The following is an 18,189-nucleotide window of genomic DNA, read 5'->3' on the forward strand; positions in this document are numbered from 1 at the left end:
GTCCCCTAGGGGACTCGAACCCCTGTTACCGCCGTGAAAGGGCGGTGTCCTAGGCCACTAGACGAAGGGGACGCAAACCCTTCTATACAACCGATCAGGCTGAGTCTGATCGATTCAAGGCCGGTGTGGCCAGACCTTGAACTGTAAAATTGGTGGAGCTAAACGGGATCGAACCGTTGACCTCTTGCATGCCATGCAAGCGCTCTCCCAGCTGAGCTATAGCCCCTCGTCGGTGAGGACGGGGCGAATCTTAAGGGCGTATTGGGAGGCTGTCAAATTCTTTTTCAACAATTTCCAATATTTTTTGTCGGCATAACAACCACTTACCGCCCTCCCCTAGAGAATCCGGGGAGGGCATCCACTCTGTAGCAGCTGCCGAAGGCTGCGTTGGACCATGAAGTGCTCCTGAATCGGGCGTCCTGCCCTTTATCAGCAAATTGAGTCGAGGCCATTTAAGGGCCGCTTCGCAGCCCAACGCAGCCTGCGGCAGTTGCTACAGAGGGAACGTGCCGACTCAGCCGTCTCAGGCGATAGCGCCCAGGAGTTTTTCCCACTCCTTGTTTTCCTTCTTCGACACACCACCGAGCAAGTCGATGGCCTGGCGCAGGCGGAAACGCGTCAGGTCCGGACCGAGGATTTCCATCGCATCGAGCACCGACACCGAGCTGGCCTGGCCAGTGATGGCAGCGAACATCAGCGGCATGGCGTCACGCAGCTTCAGCTCCAGGGACTCGACCACGGCCTGAATGGTCGCGGTGATGCTGTCCTTCTCCCACTGACGCAGGCTTTCCAGCTTCCACAGGATCAGTTGCATCAGCTGACGCACCTGGTCGCCCGAGAGCTTCTTGGACTCGAACAGCCTGGCATCCGGCGTCACGCCACCGGCGAAGAAGAACCCGGCCAACGGCGCGATCTGGCTGAAGGTCTCAACCCGACCCTGCACGTGCGGTGCGATCTTCATCATGTATTCAGGATTCAGCGCCCAGGTCTGCACGCGACTGGCGAACTCTGCCACCGGCAGATCACGCAGCCACTGGCCGTTGAGCCAGGACAGCTTCTCGATGTCAAAGATCGGCCCGCCCAGGGAAACCCGCGACAGGTCGAAGTTGTCGACCATTTCCTGCAGTGAGAACTTCTCGCGCTCGTCCGGCATCGACCAGCCCATACGACCCAGGTAGTTGAGCATCGCTTCCGGCATGAAGCCCATGCGCTCGTAGAAGGTCACCGAGGTCGGGTTCTTGCGCTTGGACAGTTTGCTCTTGTCCGGATTACGCAGCAGCGGCATGTAGCACAACTGCGGTTGTTCCCAGCCGAAGTATTCGTAAAGCAGGATCAGTTTCGGCGCCGAGGGCAGCCACTCTTCGCCGCGCAGGACGTGGGTGATGCCCATCAGGTGATCGTCGACCACGTTGGCAAGGAAGTAGGTCGGCAAGCCGTCGGTCTTCATCAGCACTTGCATGTCCATGCGATCCCATGGGATCTCGACGTCGCCACGGAGCATGTCCGGTACCACGCAGACGCCTTCTGTCGGCACCTTCATGCGGATCACGTGGGGCTCGCCAGCGGCCAGGCGGGAGGCGACTTCTTCTTTGGAGAGCAACAGCGCACGGCCGTCGTAGCGTGGGGTTTCTCCGCGGGCCATTTGCTCGGCGCGCATCTGGTCCAGCTCGTCGCTGGTGCAGAAGCACGGGAAGGCATGGCCCAGGTCGACCAGCTGCTGGCAGTACTTCTGGTAGATATCACCGCGCTCGCTCTGGCGATACGGGCCGTGCGGGCCGCCGACATCCGGACCTTCGCTCCAGTCGATGCCCAGCCAGCGCAAGGCATCGAAGATCTGCTGTTCGGACTCTCGGGTCGAACGCAATTGATCGGTGTCTTCGATCCGCAGGATGAACTCACCGCCATGCTGCTTGGCAAAGCAGTAGTTGAACAAAGCGATGTAGGCGGTGCCGACGTGGGGATCCCCGGTTGGCGATGGCGCGATGCGAGTGCGGACGGTGGTCATGGCATGTCTCGGAAAGAATATAAAAAGCGGAGATGAAACAAGGGGCGAATGGTAACAGGCGACACCGACCCGGCTCCAGTGAGCAGGGCATTTAAGCCAAGGTTGAGGCTACAAACCGCTCTAAAGCAGCTGAATGGCCGATTATCAGCAACCGGCATTTACCCCCCGCTGGCTATATGCCAGATTCGCCCCCCCTGTTAAATTTCCTTACACCTATCGACTACAGTCTGCCCATGCCTGCCCCACTCAAGCGTCGCCTGCTTACTTTTCTGTCGATCGTCCTGCTGATCGCACTGAGCCTTTTCGCCCAGTGGTTCTTCAAGGGACGATTTTATGAAAGCACCGATAACGCCTATGTCCAGGGCGAAATCACTCGCGTGTCCAGCCAACTGGGCGCACGCATCGACGAAGTGCTGGTGCGCGACAACCAGCACGTGGAAAAAGGCGAACTTCTGATCAGACTCGAAGGCGCTGACTTCCATCTCGCCGTCGACCGCGCCAACGCCACGCTGGCCACCCGCGAGGCAGAACGCCTGCAAGCCCAGAGCAAGCTGACCCAACAGGCGAGCCTGATCGCCGCCAGCCAGGCACAGGTTGCGTCCAGCCAGGCCAGCCTCGGACGTTCACAGATCGACCTGTCCCGCGCGCAGACCCTCCGTAAACCAGGTTATGTCTCGGAAGAACGGGTCACCACCCTCTCCGCCGACAACCATATCGCCCGTTCGCAAGTGGCCAAGGCCCAGGCTGACTTGCAAGCCCAGCGCCAGCAGGTCAATGCCCTCAGCGCCGAGATCAAACGCCTCGACGCGCAGATCGCCAATGCCAAAACCGACCTGGCTCAGGCCGAGCTGAACCTGGCCCGCAGTGAAATCCATGCACCGATCAGCGGCCTGATCGGCCAGCGCGCCGCCCGCAACGGCCAATATGTGCAGGCCGGCGCCTACTTGCTGTCGATCGTGCCGGATCAGGACATCTGGATTCAGGCCAACTTCAAGGAAACCCAGATCGGCCACATGAAGCCCGGGCAAAAAGCCGAGCTGACTTTCGACGCTTATGGCGACACACCGATCGAGGCCCGAGTCGACAGCCTGTTCGCCGCCTCCGGCGCGCAGTTCAGTCTGCTGCCGCCGGACAACGCCACTGGCAACTTCACCAAGGTGGTTCAGCGCATCCCGGTCAAACTGACCTTCGCCGCTGATAATCCGCTGCGCGGCAAAATTCGCCCGGGCATGTCGGTCACCGTCAAAGTCAACATCAAAGCCGACGCTGACGCAGAAAATGGCCGGTGATCAACTGATCCGTCCGGTCGGTGAACCGACCCGGCGCGACTGGATTGCGGTGATGAGCGCGATGCTCGGTGCCTTTATGGCGGTGCTCGACATCCAGATCACCAACTCCTCGCTCAAGGATATTCAGGGCGCGCTGTCGGCCACTCTCGAAGAAGGCTCGTGGATTTCCACCTCGTACCTGGTGGCGGAGATCATCATGATCCCCCTCACCGCCTGGCTGGTGCAGCTGCTGTCCGCACGACGACTGGCGGTATGGGTCTCGCTGGGCTTTCTGGCGGCCTCATTGCTGTGCTCCATCGCCTGGAGCCTGGAGAGCATGATCGTCTTTCGTGCCTTACAAGGCTTCACCGGCGGCGCGCTGATTCCGCTGGCGTTCACGCTGACGCTGATCAAGCTCCCCGAACACCACCGCGCCAAAGGCATGGCCATGTTCGCCATGACCGCGACCTTCGCTCCGTCCATCGGCCCGACCATCGGCGGCTGGCTCACCGAAAACTGGGGCTGGCAATACATCTTCTACATCAACGTCCCGCCCGGTCTGATCATGATCGCCGGGTTGCTCTATGGCCTGGAGAAAAAGGAAGCCCACTGGGAACTGCTGAAAAGCACCGACTACACCGGCATTCTTACACTTGGCATCGGCCTGGGCTGTTTGCAGGTTTTTCTTGAAGAAGGCCATCGCAAAAACTGGCTGGAATCGAATCTGATCGTGACCCTGGGCAGCATCGCGCTGTTGAGCCTGATCACCTTTGTGATCGTGCAGATCTCCAAGCCTGACCCGCTGATCAATCTTGGCATCCTGCGTAACCGCAACTTCGGTCTGTCGAGCATTTCCAGCCTGGGGATGGGTGTCGGGCTGTACGGATCGATTTATCTGTTGCCGCTGTATCTGGCGCAGATCCAGAGCTACAACGCCTTGCAGATCGGCGAAGTGATTATGTGGATGGGCGTGCCGCAGCTGTTTCTGATCCCGCTGGTGCCCAAGCTGATGAAGTTCATCCCGCCCAAATTGCTGTGCACTTTGGGATTCGGACTATTCGGGCTGGCGAGTTTCTTGTCGGGCGCACTCAACCCGGACTTTGCCGGACCGCAGTTCAATCAGATCCAGCTCGTCCGCGCCATGGGCCAGCCACTGATCATGGTAACCATCTCGTTGATCGCCACTGCCTACATCCTGCCGCAGGATGCAGGGTCTGCTTCGAGCCTGTTCAACATCCTGCGCAACCTCGGTGGTGCGATCGGGATCGCCCTCCTCGCCACATTGCTCGACGCCCGAACCAAGACCTACTTCGACTATTTGCGAGAGTCCATCGTCCCGAGCAACCCGCAGGTCGCCGAGCGTATGGCGGTACTGACAGAAAAACTCGGTAATGAGACCGCAGCGCTAGGCAAACTCAGCGAGATCGCCCATCAACAGGCGTCGATCATGGCCTACAACGATGCCTTTCATTTTGTCGGGATTGCATTGGGGATCAGCATGCTGGCGATTCTGCTGACCAAGGCATTGCCGGCGGGGATCAAGACTGGGGAAGCGCACTGACACCGAGTTAGTGATCGTTCCCACGCCGGGAATGCCACCCCGGACGCTCCGCGTCCGCTCTGGATGTGACGCGCAGCGTCACTGGATGCATTCCCACGCAGAGCGTGGGAACGATCGACCTCGATCATCAAACCACCATCAACCGCTCGCGCAGTTTGGCGATCTCGTCGCGCATTTGCGCAGCGGCTTCAAACTCAAGGTCTCGCGCCAACTGGTACATCTTCTCTTCGAGCTGGCGAATACGCTTGGAAATTTCGCTCGGCGAGCGCAGTTCGTTTTCGTACCTGGCGCTTTCCTCGGCAGCTTTGGCCATGCCTTTGCGCTTTTTGCTGCGCGAACCCGGCACGGTAGCGCCTTCCATGATGTCGGCAACGTCCTTGAACACGCCTTTGGGGGTAATGCCGTTGGCCAGGTTGAAGGCAATTTGCTTCTCGCGACGACGCTCGGTCTCGCCAATCGCCCGCTCCATCGAACCGGTGATCCGGTCAGCGTAGAGAATCGCCCGCCCATTGAGGTTACGCGCTGCACGACCAATGGTCTGAATCAGTGAACGCTCGGAACGCAGGAAGCCCTCCTTGTCCGCATCGAGAATCGCCACCAGTGACACCTCGGGCATGTCCAGACCTTCACGCAGCAGGTTGATCCCCACCAGCACATCAAACGTCCCCAGGCGCAAATCGCGAATGATTTCGACCCGCTCCACCGTATCGATGTCCGAGTGCAGGTAACGCACTCGCACGCCATGGTCGGCCAGATAATCGGTGAGGTCTTCGGACATACGTTTGGTCAGTGTGGTCACCAGCACCCGCTCTTCCAGTGCCACACGCTTGTTGATTTCCGAGAGCAAATCATCGACTTGAGTCAGCGCCGGACGAATCTCGATCTGCGGATCCACCAGACCGGTCGGCCGCACCACCTGCTCGATCACGCGACCGGCGTGCTCGGCCTCATAGTTACCCGGTGTTGCCGATACGAAAATCGTCTGCGGGCTGATGCTTTCCCATTCGTCAAAACGCATTGGCCGGTTGTCCAGCGCCGATGGAAGACGGAAACCGTATTCCACCAGGGTTTCCTTGCGCGAGCGGTCGCCTTTGTACATCGCGCCGACCTGCGGCACGCTGACGTGGGATTCGTCGATCACCAGCAAGGCATCGGCTGGCAGATAGTCGAACAAGGTTGGCGGCGCCTCACCCGATTCACGGCCCGACAGATAGCGTGAGTAGTTTTCGATGCCGTTGCAGTAACCCAGCTCGAGAATCATCTCCAGGTCAAAACGGGTGCGCTGCTCCAGACGCTGCGCTTCCACCAGCTTGTTATTGGAGCGCAGATATTCCAGGCGCTCCTGAAGCTCGACCTTGATCCCTTCGATGGCATCCAGCAGGGTTTCCCGTGGCGTCACGTAGTGGCTTTTCGGATAGAAGGTGAAACGCGGCAGTTTGCGGATCACTTCGCCGGTCAGCGGATCGAAGGCGGAAATCTTCTCCACTTCATCATCGAAGAGTTCGATGCGGATCGCTTCAAAATCAGATTCCGCCGGGTGGATATCAATCACATCGCCGCGTACGCGAAAGGTCGCACGGGCAAAGTCCATGTCATTGCGGGTGTATTGCAAGTCGGCGAGCCGGCGCAACAAGGCACGCTGATCGAGCTTGTCGCCGCGATCCACGTGCAGCACCATCTTCAAATAGGTTTCCGGACTGCCCAAGCCGTAGATGCACGAAACCGTGGTGACAATGATCGCGTCCTTGCGCTCCAGCAAGGCCTTGGTCGCGGACAACCGCATCTGCTCGATGTGATCGTTGATCGAAGCGTCTTTCTCGATAAAGGTGTCGGAAGACGGTACGTAGGCTTCAGGCTGGTAGTAGTCGTAGTAGGAAACGAAGTACTCCACCGCGTTGTTCGGGAAAAACGCCTTGAATTCCCCATACAGCTGCGCCGCCAGGGTCTTGTTCGGCGCCAGCACCAGGGTCGGGCGGTTGATCTGAGCGATCACGTTGGCAATGCTGAACGTCTTGCCCGAGCCGGTCACACCGAGCAGCGTCTGGTGCGCCAGCCCGGCCTCGATACCTTCGACCATCAGGCGAATGGCTTCCGGCTGATCGCCAGCGGGCTCAAAGCGGGTGACTAGCTGGAAATCAGACATAACGTACCTCTGGTGAAGGCCTGCCCGGCAATGCCGGACAGCAACGAGAAAGACCGCAAACGATCAATGTCGCCGGGAAAAAACTGGATTGTGCTCGATGTGGAGCCAAATGCCACAGGTTTCAAGGCAAACGCCCTACATCCTCACAACCCCCTTGATGTTGCAATTTGACTAACGGTCGAGAAATAAACCGAAAAACTTGCCTTAAAAGCCCAATCGCCTGTCGCAGCGATCGGTGATGGCCTCTATACTAGCTCCCCGTTTGTGCACCGCTCTAGTGCATTCGGCTGGAGCGCTGCACGTCCCTCCACACTCCATTCAGAGCCGCCGTAATAATGAGCCTGTTCTCCGCTGTCGAAATGGCACCACGCGATCCAATCCTGGGCCTCAACGAAGCATTCAACGCTGACACCCGCACTGACAAGGTCAACCTGGGGGTTGGTGTTTACTGCAACGAGGAGGGGCGAATTCCACTCCTGCGAGCCGTTGTCGAAGCCGAGACGATTCGCGCCGCTCAACATGCTTCCCGTGGCTACCTGCCGATCGACGGCATTGCCGCCTACGACCAGGCCGTGCAAAAGCTGCTGTTCGGTAAAGACTCGCCACTGCTCGCGGCTGGCCGGGTTGTCACCACCCAGTCCGTCGGCGGTACCGGCGCGCTGAAAATCGGTGCTGACTTCCTCAAGCAACTGCTGCCGAACGCCGTCGTTGCCATCAGCGACCCAAGCTGGGAAAACCACCGCGCGCTGTTCGAAACCGCCGGTTTCCCGGTTCAGAACTATCGCTACTACGACGCCGCGACTCACGACGTAAACCGCACTGGCCTGCTGGAAGACCTGAACGCCCTGCCAGCCGGCTCGATCGTTGTACTGCACGCTTGCTGCCACAACCCGACCGGCGTCGACTTGAGCCCGGCTGACTGGAAAAACGTTCTGGACGTGGTCAAGGCGAAAAACCTCGTACCGTTCCTCGACATGGCCTACCAGGGCTTTGGCGACGGCATCGACGAAGACGCCGCTGCTGTGCGCCTGTTCGCCGAGTCGGGCCTGAACTTCTTCGTTTCCAGCTCGTTCTCCAAGTCGTTCTCGCTGTACGGCGAGCGTGTTGGCGCGCTGTCGATCGTCAGCGAATCGAAAGAAGAAAGCGCGCGCGTACTGTCGCAAGTCAAACGCGTGATCCGCACCAACTACTCCAACCCGCCGACCCACGGTGCAGCCATTGTTGCCGCCGTACTGAACAGCCCTGAGCTGCGCGCCCAGTGGGAACAGGAACTGGCCGAGATGCGTCTGCGCATTCGCGGCATGCGCACGCAGATGGTCGATCTGCTGGCGAAAAACGCGCCTGACCGCGACTTCAGCTTCGTCGGTCGTCAGTGTGGCATGTTCTCTTACTCCGGCCTGACCGTTGAGCAGGTTACCCGCCTGCGCACCGAGTTCGGCATCTATGCACTGGACACCGGCCGCATCTGCGTCGCCGCGCTGAACCAGAGCAATATCGATGTGGTGACCAAGGCCATCGTTCAGGTGATCTAAGCCACACGCGCGACAGAAAAGGGGAAGCCGTTTGGCTTCCCCTTTTCGTTGCTGCCCAGAAAATCAACAGCGTGGCGCACATGCACTCTAGACTGATGGTCTAGCGCCCTGCCTATTCGAGATATCTTATGAAAAACGATGATTTACGCGCTGACCGCGATGAAGACCTGGATCACTTCGTGCCGCGCAACCAGACCAAACGCAGCAGCGGACTGGTGTGGCAGGTTGCCTTGGGCGTGTTTCTCGGTGGCCTGGCCCTGTGGCTGGTGCAACTGGCTGCCACCTCGCTGTACGCCAAGTTCATGCTCGGCACCTTTACCTTCGGCGGATAAGGTCGATCAGCCCGCCAGTTCGGTCGAACGCTGACTGGCGGCGTCTTCAAAGGCCACATACAGCGATTCGGCGACCTGGCTTTTGATCGCCTTGGTGCTTTCCAGCCCCAGCACAAACCCTTCGGCCTTGCCGCCAGCACGATTCAGGTCCTCGGCAGAACCGGCCTGAATGATCGCCTCGAAAAGCTTCTCGACGTGCGGGCCAACACCTTTGGGCAGGCTGATCTGGGCAATGCTCATGCGCTCACCGCCACAGGCTGTGAAACGCAAAACACTTGTTGATGGGTCATGACACGTACCTTTTCGGCTGGGGGCCGGCAGCGCGTGAAACCACTTCCGGGGCGTCATGGTAGACCTCTGCCTGCCTTCTGGTAACCGCCAATCGCATTTTGCCTGGCCAGCCATCCCCTGACCCGACTTGAAAAGCATCGAAGATGCCAAGCGGCACTTGACTTCTCCTTTTCAATCAGTAACATAGGCCACATTCCGCGATAGCTCAGTTGGTAGAGCAAGTGACTGTTAATCACTGGGTCCCTGGTTCGAGTCCAGGTCGTGGAGCCAGACAAGGCTCCAGAGAAGGCTTCCAAAATCTCTGAAACTCCCGAAAAACCCGCCTTCTTTTGGCGGGTTTTTTCGTTTTCGGCAACTACCTCATCGTTGGCCTCGCCGATGCGCGCCGCAAGCGCCTGGAGGTCAAGCGGATGCTGGCGGATGGCATTGCCCCCATAGGAGCCAAGAACCAAGCCAAGACCCAAGCCCTGATCAAAGGCCGCACCTTTGAAAGCGTTGCCCTCGGCTGGCACACGGAAATGTCAGCCAAATGGACACCAGACTATTCCAAGACAGGGATGAGTCGCCTCAAAACCCACCTCTTCCCGCTGATCGGCGCTCGTGCAATTGTCGACCTCGATACCCACGACCTTATGCAGCCCCTGGAAGCGATTAAGAAGCGCGGGACGATAGACGTCGCTTTAAGGGTACAAAACTACCTGCAGAGCATCATGCGCGAGGCAAAGCGCCTCCGGCTTATCACCGTAAACCCTGCTTACGACCTCGTAGGCTCGATCAAAGCCTCGCGAGTCGTCCACCGCGCCCGCTTTATCCTTATCGCGCTTGCCTGAATTGCAGGAACGGATCGGACCGCAAGCGCTGAAAGATCTATTTGGCAGCGGGCATTACGGCACGGTCAAAGCGCACAGTGATCGGTGGCAGGCGTTTGTACGCTGGTGTCGCTCGGAGGATGGACCAGGGTTTAACGATGCGCGACTAATTGATCGGCAGACCTTGCTGACTACGCCATATATCTGCGTCACCAAGTTGAACAAGGTTTTTTGAGACGATCCAGGCACGCAGGTATCAAGCAACATGAGTGTTCGCTGCAAGCTCATGCACGGGCTCAGGCTTGATCTTGAACCAGAGGGCGTACATCGCTGGCAGGAACACCAGGGTCAGCACGGTGCCGGCAAACGTACCGCCAATCAGGGTGTAGGCCAGCGTTCCCCAGAACACCGAATGGGTCAGCGGAATGAACGCCAGCATTGCCGCCAACGCCGTGAGAATCACGGGCCTCGCGCGCTGCACAGTGGCTTCGACCACGGCGTTGTGAGGCGACAGGCCGGCTTGCTCATTGGAGTGAATCTGTCCGATGAGGATCAGCGTGTTGCGCATCAGAATCCCTGACAAGGCAATCAGTCCCACCAAGGCGTTGATCCCGAATGGTTGCTGGAACAGCAGCAGAATTGGCACCACACCAATCAGGCCCAAAGGCGCGGTGGCGAACACCATCATCATTGCCGACATCGAGCGCACCTGAATAATGATGGTCAGCAACATCAGCGCGATCATGATCGGGAACAACGGTAGCAATGCCTTGTTCGCTTTGCCCGACTCCTCGATCGAGCCGGCAAACTCAATCCGGTAGCCCGCCGGCAGTTTTTCGATGATGGGCTGCAACTGCGTTATCAAGGCGTTGGAGACATCGGGAGGCTGAAGACCTTCAGCCACGTCACCGCGCACGGTAATCGTCGGCGTACGATCACGACGTCGCAGAATGGGCTCCTCCATGCGCACATCCACCGCCCCTACCTGGGACAGCGACACGCGCTGCCCTTGGGCGCCGGTCAGCGTGAAGGCGGCAATTTTCGACGGATCCAGACGCGTCTCTCCCGCCGAGCGAGCGACCACCTGAACCGAACGAATGTCCTCGCGCACCTCGGTGACAGGCACCCCCGTGAGCAGGAATTGCAACTGTTGCGCGACATCAGTCGAGGTCAAGCCGAATGCTTGCAGGCGATCCTGATCCAGCGTGAGATGAAGCGCCGGTGTGCGCTCGCCCAAGTCGGTGTTGACGGTCCTCATCATGGGGCTGGCGGTCATGACCTCACGCACCTGCGCGGCGATATCCCGCAACACCGCGGGGTCGGCGCCCATCACCCGAAAGGCCACTGGATACGGTGAATAAGGACCAAATACCAACTGCGTCACCCGCACCCGGGCTTCAGGCGCCAAGCCATCGGCTGCGGCTTGCCTGAGGCGGAGCTTGAGCGCCTCGCGCTCTTGCTGACTCGCGGTCAGGACGACGATTTTTGCGAAGGATGGATCGGGTAGCTCAGGGGCCATCGCCAAATAGAAGCGCGGCGCACCCTGGCCAATGTAAGCGGTGACGATCCTGGCTTCCGACTGCAGAGCCAACCACGCCTCGACCTTGGCCGCGGCCGCCTCAGTCTGTTCTATAGAGGTGCCGTAAGGCATCTGCACCTCAACCAGCACCTCAGGTCGGTCGGACGTTGGAAAGAACTGCTTCTTGACCACGCCCATGCCCAGAATCGCAACAACAAACAAGCCAACGACGGATGTCGCCACCAAGCCTTTGCGGCGGATCACACTGCCCAGCAGGCGCCTGAAACGCTGGTAGTTCGGTGTACCGTAAATCGCCGTATGCCCGCCTTCAGGCACCTTGATCTGCGGCAGCAGTTTGACGCCCAGGTAAGGGGTAAACACCACGGCCACCACCCAGGAAGTGATCAGCGCAATGCCAACGATCCAGAACATGTTCGCGGTGTACTCACCAGCCGTCGACTTGGCAAAACCGTTGGGCATAAAGCCGATCGCCGTCACCAACGTCCCCGACAACATCGGCGCGGCCGTGTGGCTCCAGGCATAAGCGGAGGCCTTGATTCGGTCGTAGCCCTCCTCCATCTTCACCACCATCATTTCAATGGCAATGATTGCATCGTCCACCAGCAGTCCCAGCGCCAGAATCAACGAGCCCAGGGTAATTCGATCGAAGTCTTTGCCCGTGGCCGCCATGACAATGAACACGGCCGCCAGGGTCAGCGGCACCGCCGCGGCAACCACAACGCCGACACGCCAGCCCATGCTGAGAAAACACACCAGCAGCACCACGCCCAGGGCAGCAAAAAACTTCACCATGAACTCGTTGACGGATGCGCCAATATTCACCGCCTGATCCGTGACCCTGGTCAGGCTCATGCCCAAAGGCATCTGCTCGTTGATCGTTGTCGCCTCGGCCTCCAGCGACTTCCCCAGATCCAGACCGTTCCAGCCATCGCGCATGACCACGCCGAGCAACAATGCGGGCTCGCCATTGTTGCGTACCAGGAACGTCGCAGGGTCCTCATAACCGCGCTTGACCTCAGCCACATCGGACAACTTGAGGGTTCTGCCCTGCACCGTCAGTGGGGTATTACGAATCTTCTGCAGGTCATCAAACGCGCCATCCAGGCGGATGAAAACCTGTGGGCCCTTCGCTTCAACCGAGCCGGCCGGCGTTATCATGTTCTGCGTGTTCAACGCACTGAAGATGTCTCGTGCAGAAATGCCCAGTGTCGCCAGACGCTCGTAGGACAGCTCGACAAAAATGCGCTCGGGCTGTTCACCGATGATGTTGACCTTCTTCACACCCGCCACATGCAGCAGACGCTGGCGCAAGCTCTCGGCTTCGCGCACCAACAGACGTTGCGGCTCGCCCTTGGCCTTGAGCGCATAGAGCGCGAAGGTGACATCGGAATACTCATCATTGACCATTGGGCCGATCACCCCAGACGGCAACCCCTTCTGCTCATCCAGGATTTTCTTGCGCGCCTGGTAAAACTCCTCCTGGACGGCTGGGGGCGGCGTGCTATCGAGCAGATAAACCGTGGTGAATGCCAAGCCGGGCCGGGTAAAGGTCTCGGTCCGGTCGTACCAACGCAGTTCCTGCATGCGTTTTTCCAGCTTTTCTACCACCTGGTCTTGGATCTCCTGGGCCGTCGCCCCAGGCCAGGCGGTGACCACCGTCATTTGTTTAATAGTGAATGCGGGGTCTTCCGCACGCCCCAGTTTGAAGAAGGCGTACAACCCACCCACAGAAATCAGCAGGATCAAAAACAGGGTGATTGAACGCTCGCGTACTGCCAGCGCCGAAAGATTGAAGCCGCTCATCGACTCACCTCAACCACCGTTTTTTGCGTGGCACCGGCAACTTCAGTCCTGACCTTCTCTCCCTCATTCAATAGGTGTGCACCCAATGCGACGACACGATCACCCACCTGGAGATCACCCGTCACGCGCACGCTGGCCTCGTTATTCAAGCTGCGAACCTTGATCGGGCGCCATACCACATGCTCCGGTTCTCCCCCAACCACCCAGACACCCGGGCCTTTACCCGCGTCGTAGAGGGCCCCCATGGGCACCTGTAATTCCTTGGCATCAGCAACATCCGTGTCGGCGATAACCACTGAGATCGTCGAACCCAGGGTGGTGTTGGAGAGCGCTCCCTCCAGCACATAACGCGCTTCAAACGTTCGGGTCTGTCGGTCCGCAGAGTCGGACAGCTGACGTAAACGGGCGCTGCCTGCACGCTGGTTCTGCCCGTAGAGCTCAACCGTCGCCGCCGAGCCCAGCTCAGGACGTAGCGTCTCGGGTAACTGGATCACGGCCTCGCGTTGCCCTGAATGGGCAACGCGTACCACCATCTGTCCTGCGCCAACCACCTGCCCCGGCTCCGCCAAGGTATCCACTACAACCCCATCAGCATCCGCCAGCAACGTCGAATAACCGGTCGCGTTTTTCGCCACATCAGCCTGAGCCTGGGCAGCGTTTAGCTGAGCTTTCGCCGAGTCGGCAGCCGCTTTGATCCCTGCGTAAGCTGAGGCAGATACCGCACCGACGGACACCAAATCACGGTAGCGAAGCTCATCATCGGAGGCCTGCCGCGCTCGGGCCATAGCGGCCAGCACCGCTTCCTGCTGCGCCCTCGCGGCCAGCGTCAGGTCGTTGGCATCGATGCGCATGAGTGGCTGCCCACGTTTGACACTCTGCCCAGAGTCCACCAAGCGCTCCAAGACTTTCCCAGGCACCCGAAAACCGAGATCGCTCTGAACTCGAGCCGCGACGATACCGGTGAATACCCGTGCCGCAGGCGCAGAGGGTTGAACCACGCCGATGCGCACCAAGGGCACTTGAAGGCGAGGATCGGCAGGTGTGGCCTCGTTGCAGGCTGCCAGGGCAAACGGCAACAAGACAATGAAAATGAGTGACATGCGGTGGCGCTGGATCATAAAGACCTCCCGGTAGCGGATGCACCATGCTTATTCAAGTGACCAATTCTGTCAATAGTCACTACCGAGACGAATGAACATTCCCCCACTTGATCAGAGCAAAGCAGAGAGGCTTGATATCTAGTTTTTTCAGGCGCACACGCCGATACGGATGCGCAGCGCATCCGTCAGCAGACGGTTTAAGGCATCAGGCTGCGCAGAACAAGATTGGAGATAAGAGAAGGGGCTTCTTCAACAAAATCGAGGTTGTACTGCAATAGCAAAGGATTGATGAAAGGCCGCAGAGCGAGATGAATCGCCTCTACCGTCTCGTCCAGTGGTGTCTTGCGTTCAAACTCGCCGAGCTCTCGCCCCTCACGCACGATTTGCGACACGAAGCTCTTGATCTGAGCGTCATAGACTTGTGAGCTGGGCCAGCGCTCCGACGCGGCGAACGCTGCGATGTCATAGAGTTTACGGTCGTTAAAGAACAGGCTCACACCTGTAGCGATTAAGGTTTTGACCAGGCGCCGAAAACGTTCAGTCGGCGAGATGCCGCCTACATTGATGGCCTGCTCCACTGCCGCAACGATTTCAGTCAGGCAATTTGTACAGATTGCGTCACCAATCGCCTGCTTGGACTCAAAGAATTTGTAGATGTAAGCCTTGGAAAAGCCGATGGCCTTGGCTAGGTCAGAAACCGTTGTTTTGCCATAACCGTACTGACTGAAATGCTCGTTGGCCGCCGCGACAATCTGGTCTCGAATGTCGTGATCGACTGGGCCACGGGCGCTGGGCGAAGAAACTGATGGCTGATTCATGCGAGCAGCTTACTCATCCCAAAGGTGGTTGACAACTTGTGACCAAATTGTAACATCGTCACAAAACGACCCTTTCGCAGGTATCGCATGCACCCTCCTCCTCGTTTCGCCGTCTTACTGTGTTTGGGTATGGTTGCAGGTTGCGCAGTGGGCCCCGACTACTCAGAACCCAGTGTGGAATTGCCCGAGCATTTCTCGGCGCAAACGTCCAAGGCACGACAAGTGGGCGCCGCAAATGCCGATCTCGCCGCTTGGTGGAACGCATTTAATGACCCGATACTCAATCAGCTGATAAATCGAGCACTTGAACAGAACCTCGATTTAGCCCAGGCAAGTGCAAGGATCGAGCAGGCTCGCGCCGGTTTGGGCGCAGCTAACGCAGCCCTCCTGCCGTCGGCTACCGTCAACGGTCAAGCGGCCCGAGCCCGTCAGTCATTGGAGACTCCGTTGGGCCAAGTGCTGAACTCAAACCCTTCCTATAATCGCTACGGCAGTGCCTATGAGGCGAATTTGAATGCCAGCTGGGAGCTGGATGTGTTTGGCGGGCTGCGCCGAGGTAAAGAAGCCGCCTTCGCCGATTATCAGGCCTCACAAGCCGGGGCGATTGCCACACGCCTGGCAGTGGTCGCGCAGACAGCCGATCTTTACATTAGCATCCGTGGCCTTCAAGCACGCCTGGAAATTGCCCGGCAGCAAGTAGACACACGACAACAACTGCTCACCACCATCGAACATCTCTACGCAAAAGGCCTGGCGGCTGAACTGCAGTTGAACCAGACCCAAGGCGCGCTGAATCAAGCGCAGGCCACCGTTCCGGTACTGCAAGCAGGCATTGACGCGGCAATGAATGCGCTGGATGTCATGTTGGGCAAGGCGCCCGGCACTTATAGCGCGCAGTTGACTAAGCCGGCGCCCATCCCTGATGTGCCAGGCCTCTCGGACATGGGTGCTCCGGCCGACCTGCTGCGTCGGCGTCCAGACTTGATCGTCGCTGAGCGCCGACTTGCGGCATCCAACGCACGCATCGGCGAAGCCATGTCCGAGTACTACCCCAAACTGTCTGTGGGGGCGCTGCTCGGCAGTGCTACCTCGGTATCCAGTGCAAACCTGTTCAGCAATGGCGCCAGTCAGGCTTCGGCGGCACTGGGATTACGTTGGAGGCTGTTCGATTTTGGCCGCATCAACGCTCAAATTGATTTGGCGAAAGGCCAAGAAGCCGAAGCCTTAGCCGCTTACCGCCAGTCCGTTCTGCGGGCCTGCGAAGATGTTGAAAGCGCTTTTTCGGCGCTGATCAACCACGAGCAACAATCGACACAACTCGCCCAGGGCGAGTCGGCGTATGCGAAAGCCCGAGCGACGTCGTTTGTCGCCTATGAAAAAGGCGTGGTCAGCCTGATCGAAGTACTGGATGCCGATGAACACCTTTTAGCGGCATCTGATGGCAGAGCTCAGGCACAAACCGAATCGGCTCGCGCTGCAGTGGCCACGTTCAAAGCATTGGGCGGCGGTTGGCAGCGGGACGACTCAGATGCTCGCGTTGCCTCAAAGACACAGTAGAACTGTGACCTGTGTCATCCCTCTTAACGATCTTAACCGGCCGTTTTTTTGGAGGGGTATCAGCCAGCGCCCTCCCTCAGCCCCAGCTAAGCTTCGTCCGCCAAGCGAATTAGCGAGCCCGAGGATTTGTCGTCGTTAAGTGGTTTCGACACGCTTTGCATGGTGCAGGTGACGGAGTTCGGCCCAGTCGATAAGCGCGGTCATTGTAGGGGCAAGTGCATGACCCAGCTCTGTCAGGGCGTACTCCACCCGCGGAGGCACCTCTGGGTAAACGGTTCGGTGAACGATGTCGTCTTGTTGCAGCCCCTTCAACTGCTGGATAAGCATCTTCTGCGTGACGTCGGGAATGAGCTTCTCCAGTTCGGAGAACCGAGTCGCCTCAAAACCCACCTCTTCCCGCTGATCGGCGCCCGTGCAATTGTCGACCTCGATACCCACGACTTTATGCGGCCCCTGGAAGCGATCAAGAAGCGCGGAACGATAGACGTCGCTTTAAGTACAAAACTACCTGCAGAGCATCATGCGCGAGGCAAAGCGCCTCCGGCTTATCACCGTAAACCCTGCTTACGACCTCGTAGGCTCGATCAAAGCCTCGCGGGTCGTCCACCGCCCCGCTTTATCCTTATCGCGCTTGCCTGAATTGCAGGAACGGATCGACACCTATAAAGGCCGCGCACTTACCCGGCTGACGGTTTTGCTCTCTCTGCACGTGTTTGTACGCTCCAGCGAGCTGCGTTTCGCCCGCTGGAACGAGTTCGACCTCAAGCGTGGCGTCTGGGAAATACCCGACACGCGACCCGCGTTGGAAGGCGTACCCTTTTCCACAAGGGGTACGAAGATGGCAGGCGATACCAGTTCTTGGAAACCGATGTCCGAAAACACAGCACTCTCGCCCGCACTCCAGGACGAGTATTTTCTCGGATCAGTCGCTCGACAAGATCTACTCCGATCACCGAGTGGTTACCGACCGCACGGTCGACAGCCATATCCGTAATCTGCGGCGCAAGCTCGAACAAGCCTGCCTGGGGGAGAACCCCAATCGAGTCGTTGTATGGCGTGGGCTATCGGTTTCAGTTCGCCGACGACTAATGCGTCATCGTGACTTACGTGCACACGTAGTCGACCTGATGCCGCGCGATGCGAGAATTCCCCAACTCGCCCCTCACCCGCAAATGCTCAGGGTGGGAGGCATAGGCATCCAGAGCTTCCTGCGAATCAAACTCGCTGTAGAGCACCACGTCGCAGGCATAGTCGATTCGACTCAAATCCACGCCGACCTCGATCTTCAGAAGTCCAGGTATCAGTCCGGCGAGCCCTTCAAAACGTTCCTTGAGGAACAGGCAAGCTTGCCTGTGCTGTTCAGGCGTTTCACCCTCCAGGTTCCACATCACAATGTGCTTGATCATCGCTGTCTCCCTGCGGCGCCAGTC

13 protein-coding genes, 3 tRNA genes and 4 pseudogenes are annotated in these 18,189 nt (G+C 58.7%); 10 read left to right on the plus strand and 10 right to left on the minus strand.

Going from position 1 to position 18,189, the window contains the following annotated elements; all coding sequences use genetic code 11:
* The 3 genes from AC07W5_RS21190 to gltX form a co-directional block, all read right to left on the minus strand.
* Nucleotides 1-72, minus strand: a tRNA-Glu gene (locus AC07W5_RS21190).
* Nucleotides 73-150: 78 nt separating this feature from the next.
* Nucleotides 151-226: transfer RNA gene (locus AC07W5_RS21195), tRNA-Ala, on the minus strand.
* 297 nt (nt 227-523) lie between these two features.
* Entirely contained in the window at nt 524-2,005 is a 1,482-nt protein-coding gene (gene gltX / locus AC07W5_RS21200; RefSeq protein WP_494994083.1) for a glutamate--tRNA ligase, read from the minus strand.
* A 233-nt stretch (nt 2,006-2,238) separates the two neighbouring features.
* On the opposite strand from gltX, the gene AC07W5_RS21205 reads away from it, so the two are divergent.
* Entirely contained in the window at nt 2,239-3,294 is a 1,056-nt protein-coding gene (locus AC07W5_RS21205; protein ID WP_494994084.1) for an HlyD family secretion protein, read from the plus strand.
* Nucleotides 3,284-4,834, plus strand: coding sequence for an MDR family MFS transporter (locus AC07W5_RS21210; RefSeq protein ID WP_495024266.1), 1,551 nt, complete (start codon nt 3,284-3,286; stop codon nt 4,832-4,834). Before AC07W5_RS21205 ends, AC07W5_RS21210 begins: the two co-directional genes overlap by 11 nt.
* Nucleotides 4,835-4,961: 127 nt before the next feature.
* Here AC07W5_RS21210 and uvrB read toward each other — a convergent pair whose 3' ends face one another.
* On the minus strand, nt 4,962-6,977 hold the full coding sequence (gene uvrB, locus AC07W5_RS21215) for an excinuclease ABC subunit UvrB (protein ID WP_494994086.1): 2,016 nt from the start codon (nt 6,975-6,977) through the stop codon (nt 4,962-4,964).
* Nucleotides 6,978-7,312: 335 nt separating this feature from the next.
* Between uvrB and AC07W5_RS21220 the strand changes: the two genes are divergently transcribed.
* Nucleotides 7,313-8,509 (plus strand): amino acid aminotransferase, encoded by a 1,197-nt coding sequence (locus tag AC07W5_RS21220; RefSeq protein WP_494994087.1) that lies wholly within the window; start codon nt 7,313-7,315, stop codon nt 8,507-8,509.
* Between the two features lie 128 nt (nt 8,510-8,637).
* A complete protein-coding gene (locus AC07W5_RS21225) occupies nt 8,638-8,841 on the plus strand; it encodes a hypothetical protein (RefSeq protein ID WP_123425711.1) in 204 nt (67 codons plus the stop codon).
* Between the two features lie 6 nt (nt 8,842-8,847).
* On the opposite strand, the gene AC07W5_RS21230 is transcribed toward AC07W5_RS21225, so the two are convergent.
* Complete coding sequence (locus AC07W5_RS21230) at nt 8,848-9,081, minus strand: hypothetical protein (protein WP_495024267.1); 234 nt, start codon at nt 9,079-9,081, stop codon at nt 8,848-8,850.
* A 245-nt stretch (nt 9,082-9,326) separates the two neighbouring features.
* Here AC07W5_RS21230 and AC07W5_RS21235 point away from each other — a divergent pair.
* From AC07W5_RS21235 to AC07W5_RS21245, 3 genes and pseudogenes are all read left to right on the plus strand, one after another.
* Nucleotides 9,327-9,402 (plus strand) — tRNA-Asn (locus tag AC07W5_RS21235).
* 65 nt (nt 9,403-9,467) lie between these two features.
* A pseudogene (locus tag AC07W5_RS21240) lies at nt 9,468-9,978 on the plus strand (tyrosine-type recombinase/integrase); the annotation flags it as partial.
* Nucleotides 9,979-10,169: pseudogene (locus AC07W5_RS21245) on the plus strand (integrase domain-containing protein); the annotation flags it as partial. It abuts the pseudogene before it with no gap.
* Nucleotides 10,170-10,197: 28 nt separating this feature from the next.
* On the opposite strand, the gene AC07W5_RS21250 reads toward AC07W5_RS21245, so the two are convergent.
* The 3 genes from AC07W5_RS21250 to AC07W5_RS21260 all read right to left on the minus strand — a co-directional run bounded on the left by AC07W5_RS21250 (nt 10,198) and on the right by AC07W5_RS21260 (nt 15,202).
* Nucleotides 10,198-13,284 carry an efflux RND transporter permease subunit gene (locus AC07W5_RS21250; protein WP_495024268.1) on the minus strand — a complete coding sequence of 1,029 codons (3,087 nt, stop codon included), beginning with the start codon at nt 13,282-13,284 and terminating at the stop codon, nt 10,198-10,200.
* A complete protein-coding gene (locus AC07W5_RS21255; protein WP_495024269.1) occupies nt 13,281-14,402 on the minus strand; it encodes an efflux RND transporter periplasmic adaptor subunit in 1,122 nt (373 codons plus the stop codon). Before AC07W5_RS21255 ends, AC07W5_RS21250 begins: the two co-directional genes overlap by 4 nt.
* A 179-nt stretch (nt 14,403-14,581) precedes the next feature.
* The gene (locus AC07W5_RS21260) at nt 14,582-15,202 is read right to left on the minus strand and encodes a TetR/AcrR family transcriptional regulator (protein WP_495013201.1); all 621 of its coding nucleotides are present in this window, start codon (nt 15,200-15,202) and stop codon (nt 14,582-14,584) included.
* Between the two features lie 87 nt (nt 15,203-15,289).
* On the opposite strand from AC07W5_RS21260, the gene AC07W5_RS21265 reads away from it, so the two are divergent.
* Complete coding sequence (locus AC07W5_RS21265) at nt 15,290-16,759, plus strand: efflux transporter outer membrane subunit (protein ID WP_495024270.1); 1,470 nt, start codon at nt 15,290-15,292, stop codon at nt 16,757-16,759.
* Between the two features lie 135 nt (nt 16,760-16,894).
* On the opposite strand, the gene AC07W5_RS21270 is transcribed toward AC07W5_RS21265, so the two are convergent.
* The gene (locus AC07W5_RS21270; protein WP_495024352.1) at nt 16,895-17,191 is read right to left on the minus strand and encodes a winged helix-turn-helix transcriptional regulator; all 297 of its coding nucleotides are present in this window, start codon (nt 17,189-17,191) and stop codon (nt 16,895-16,897) included.
* Here AC07W5_RS21270 and AC07W5_RS21275 point away from each other — a divergent pair.
* A pseudogene (locus AC07W5_RS21275) lies at nt 17,132-17,642 on the plus strand (tyrosine-type recombinase/integrase); the annotation flags it as partial. The gene AC07W5_RS21270 and the pseudogene AC07W5_RS21275 sit on opposite strands and share 60 nt — an antisense overlap.
* Nucleotides 17,642-17,848, plus strand: a pseudogene (locus AC07W5_RS21280) (winged helix-turn-helix domain-containing protein); the annotation flags it as partial. The pseudogenes AC07W5_RS21275 and AC07W5_RS21280, both read left to right, overlap by 1 nt.
* Nucleotides 17,849-17,862: 14 nt before the next feature.
* On the opposite strand, the gene AC07W5_RS21285 reads toward AC07W5_RS21280, so the two are convergent.
* On the minus strand, nt 17,863-18,165 hold the full coding sequence (locus tag AC07W5_RS21285) for a Dabb family protein (RefSeq protein WP_495013198.1): 303 nt from the start codon (nt 18,163-18,165) through the stop codon (nt 17,863-17,865).
* Nucleotides 18,166-18,189 lie beyond the last annotated feature (24 nt).

This window comes from Pseudomonas sp. GW821-FHT01E05, from assembly GCF_059422425.1.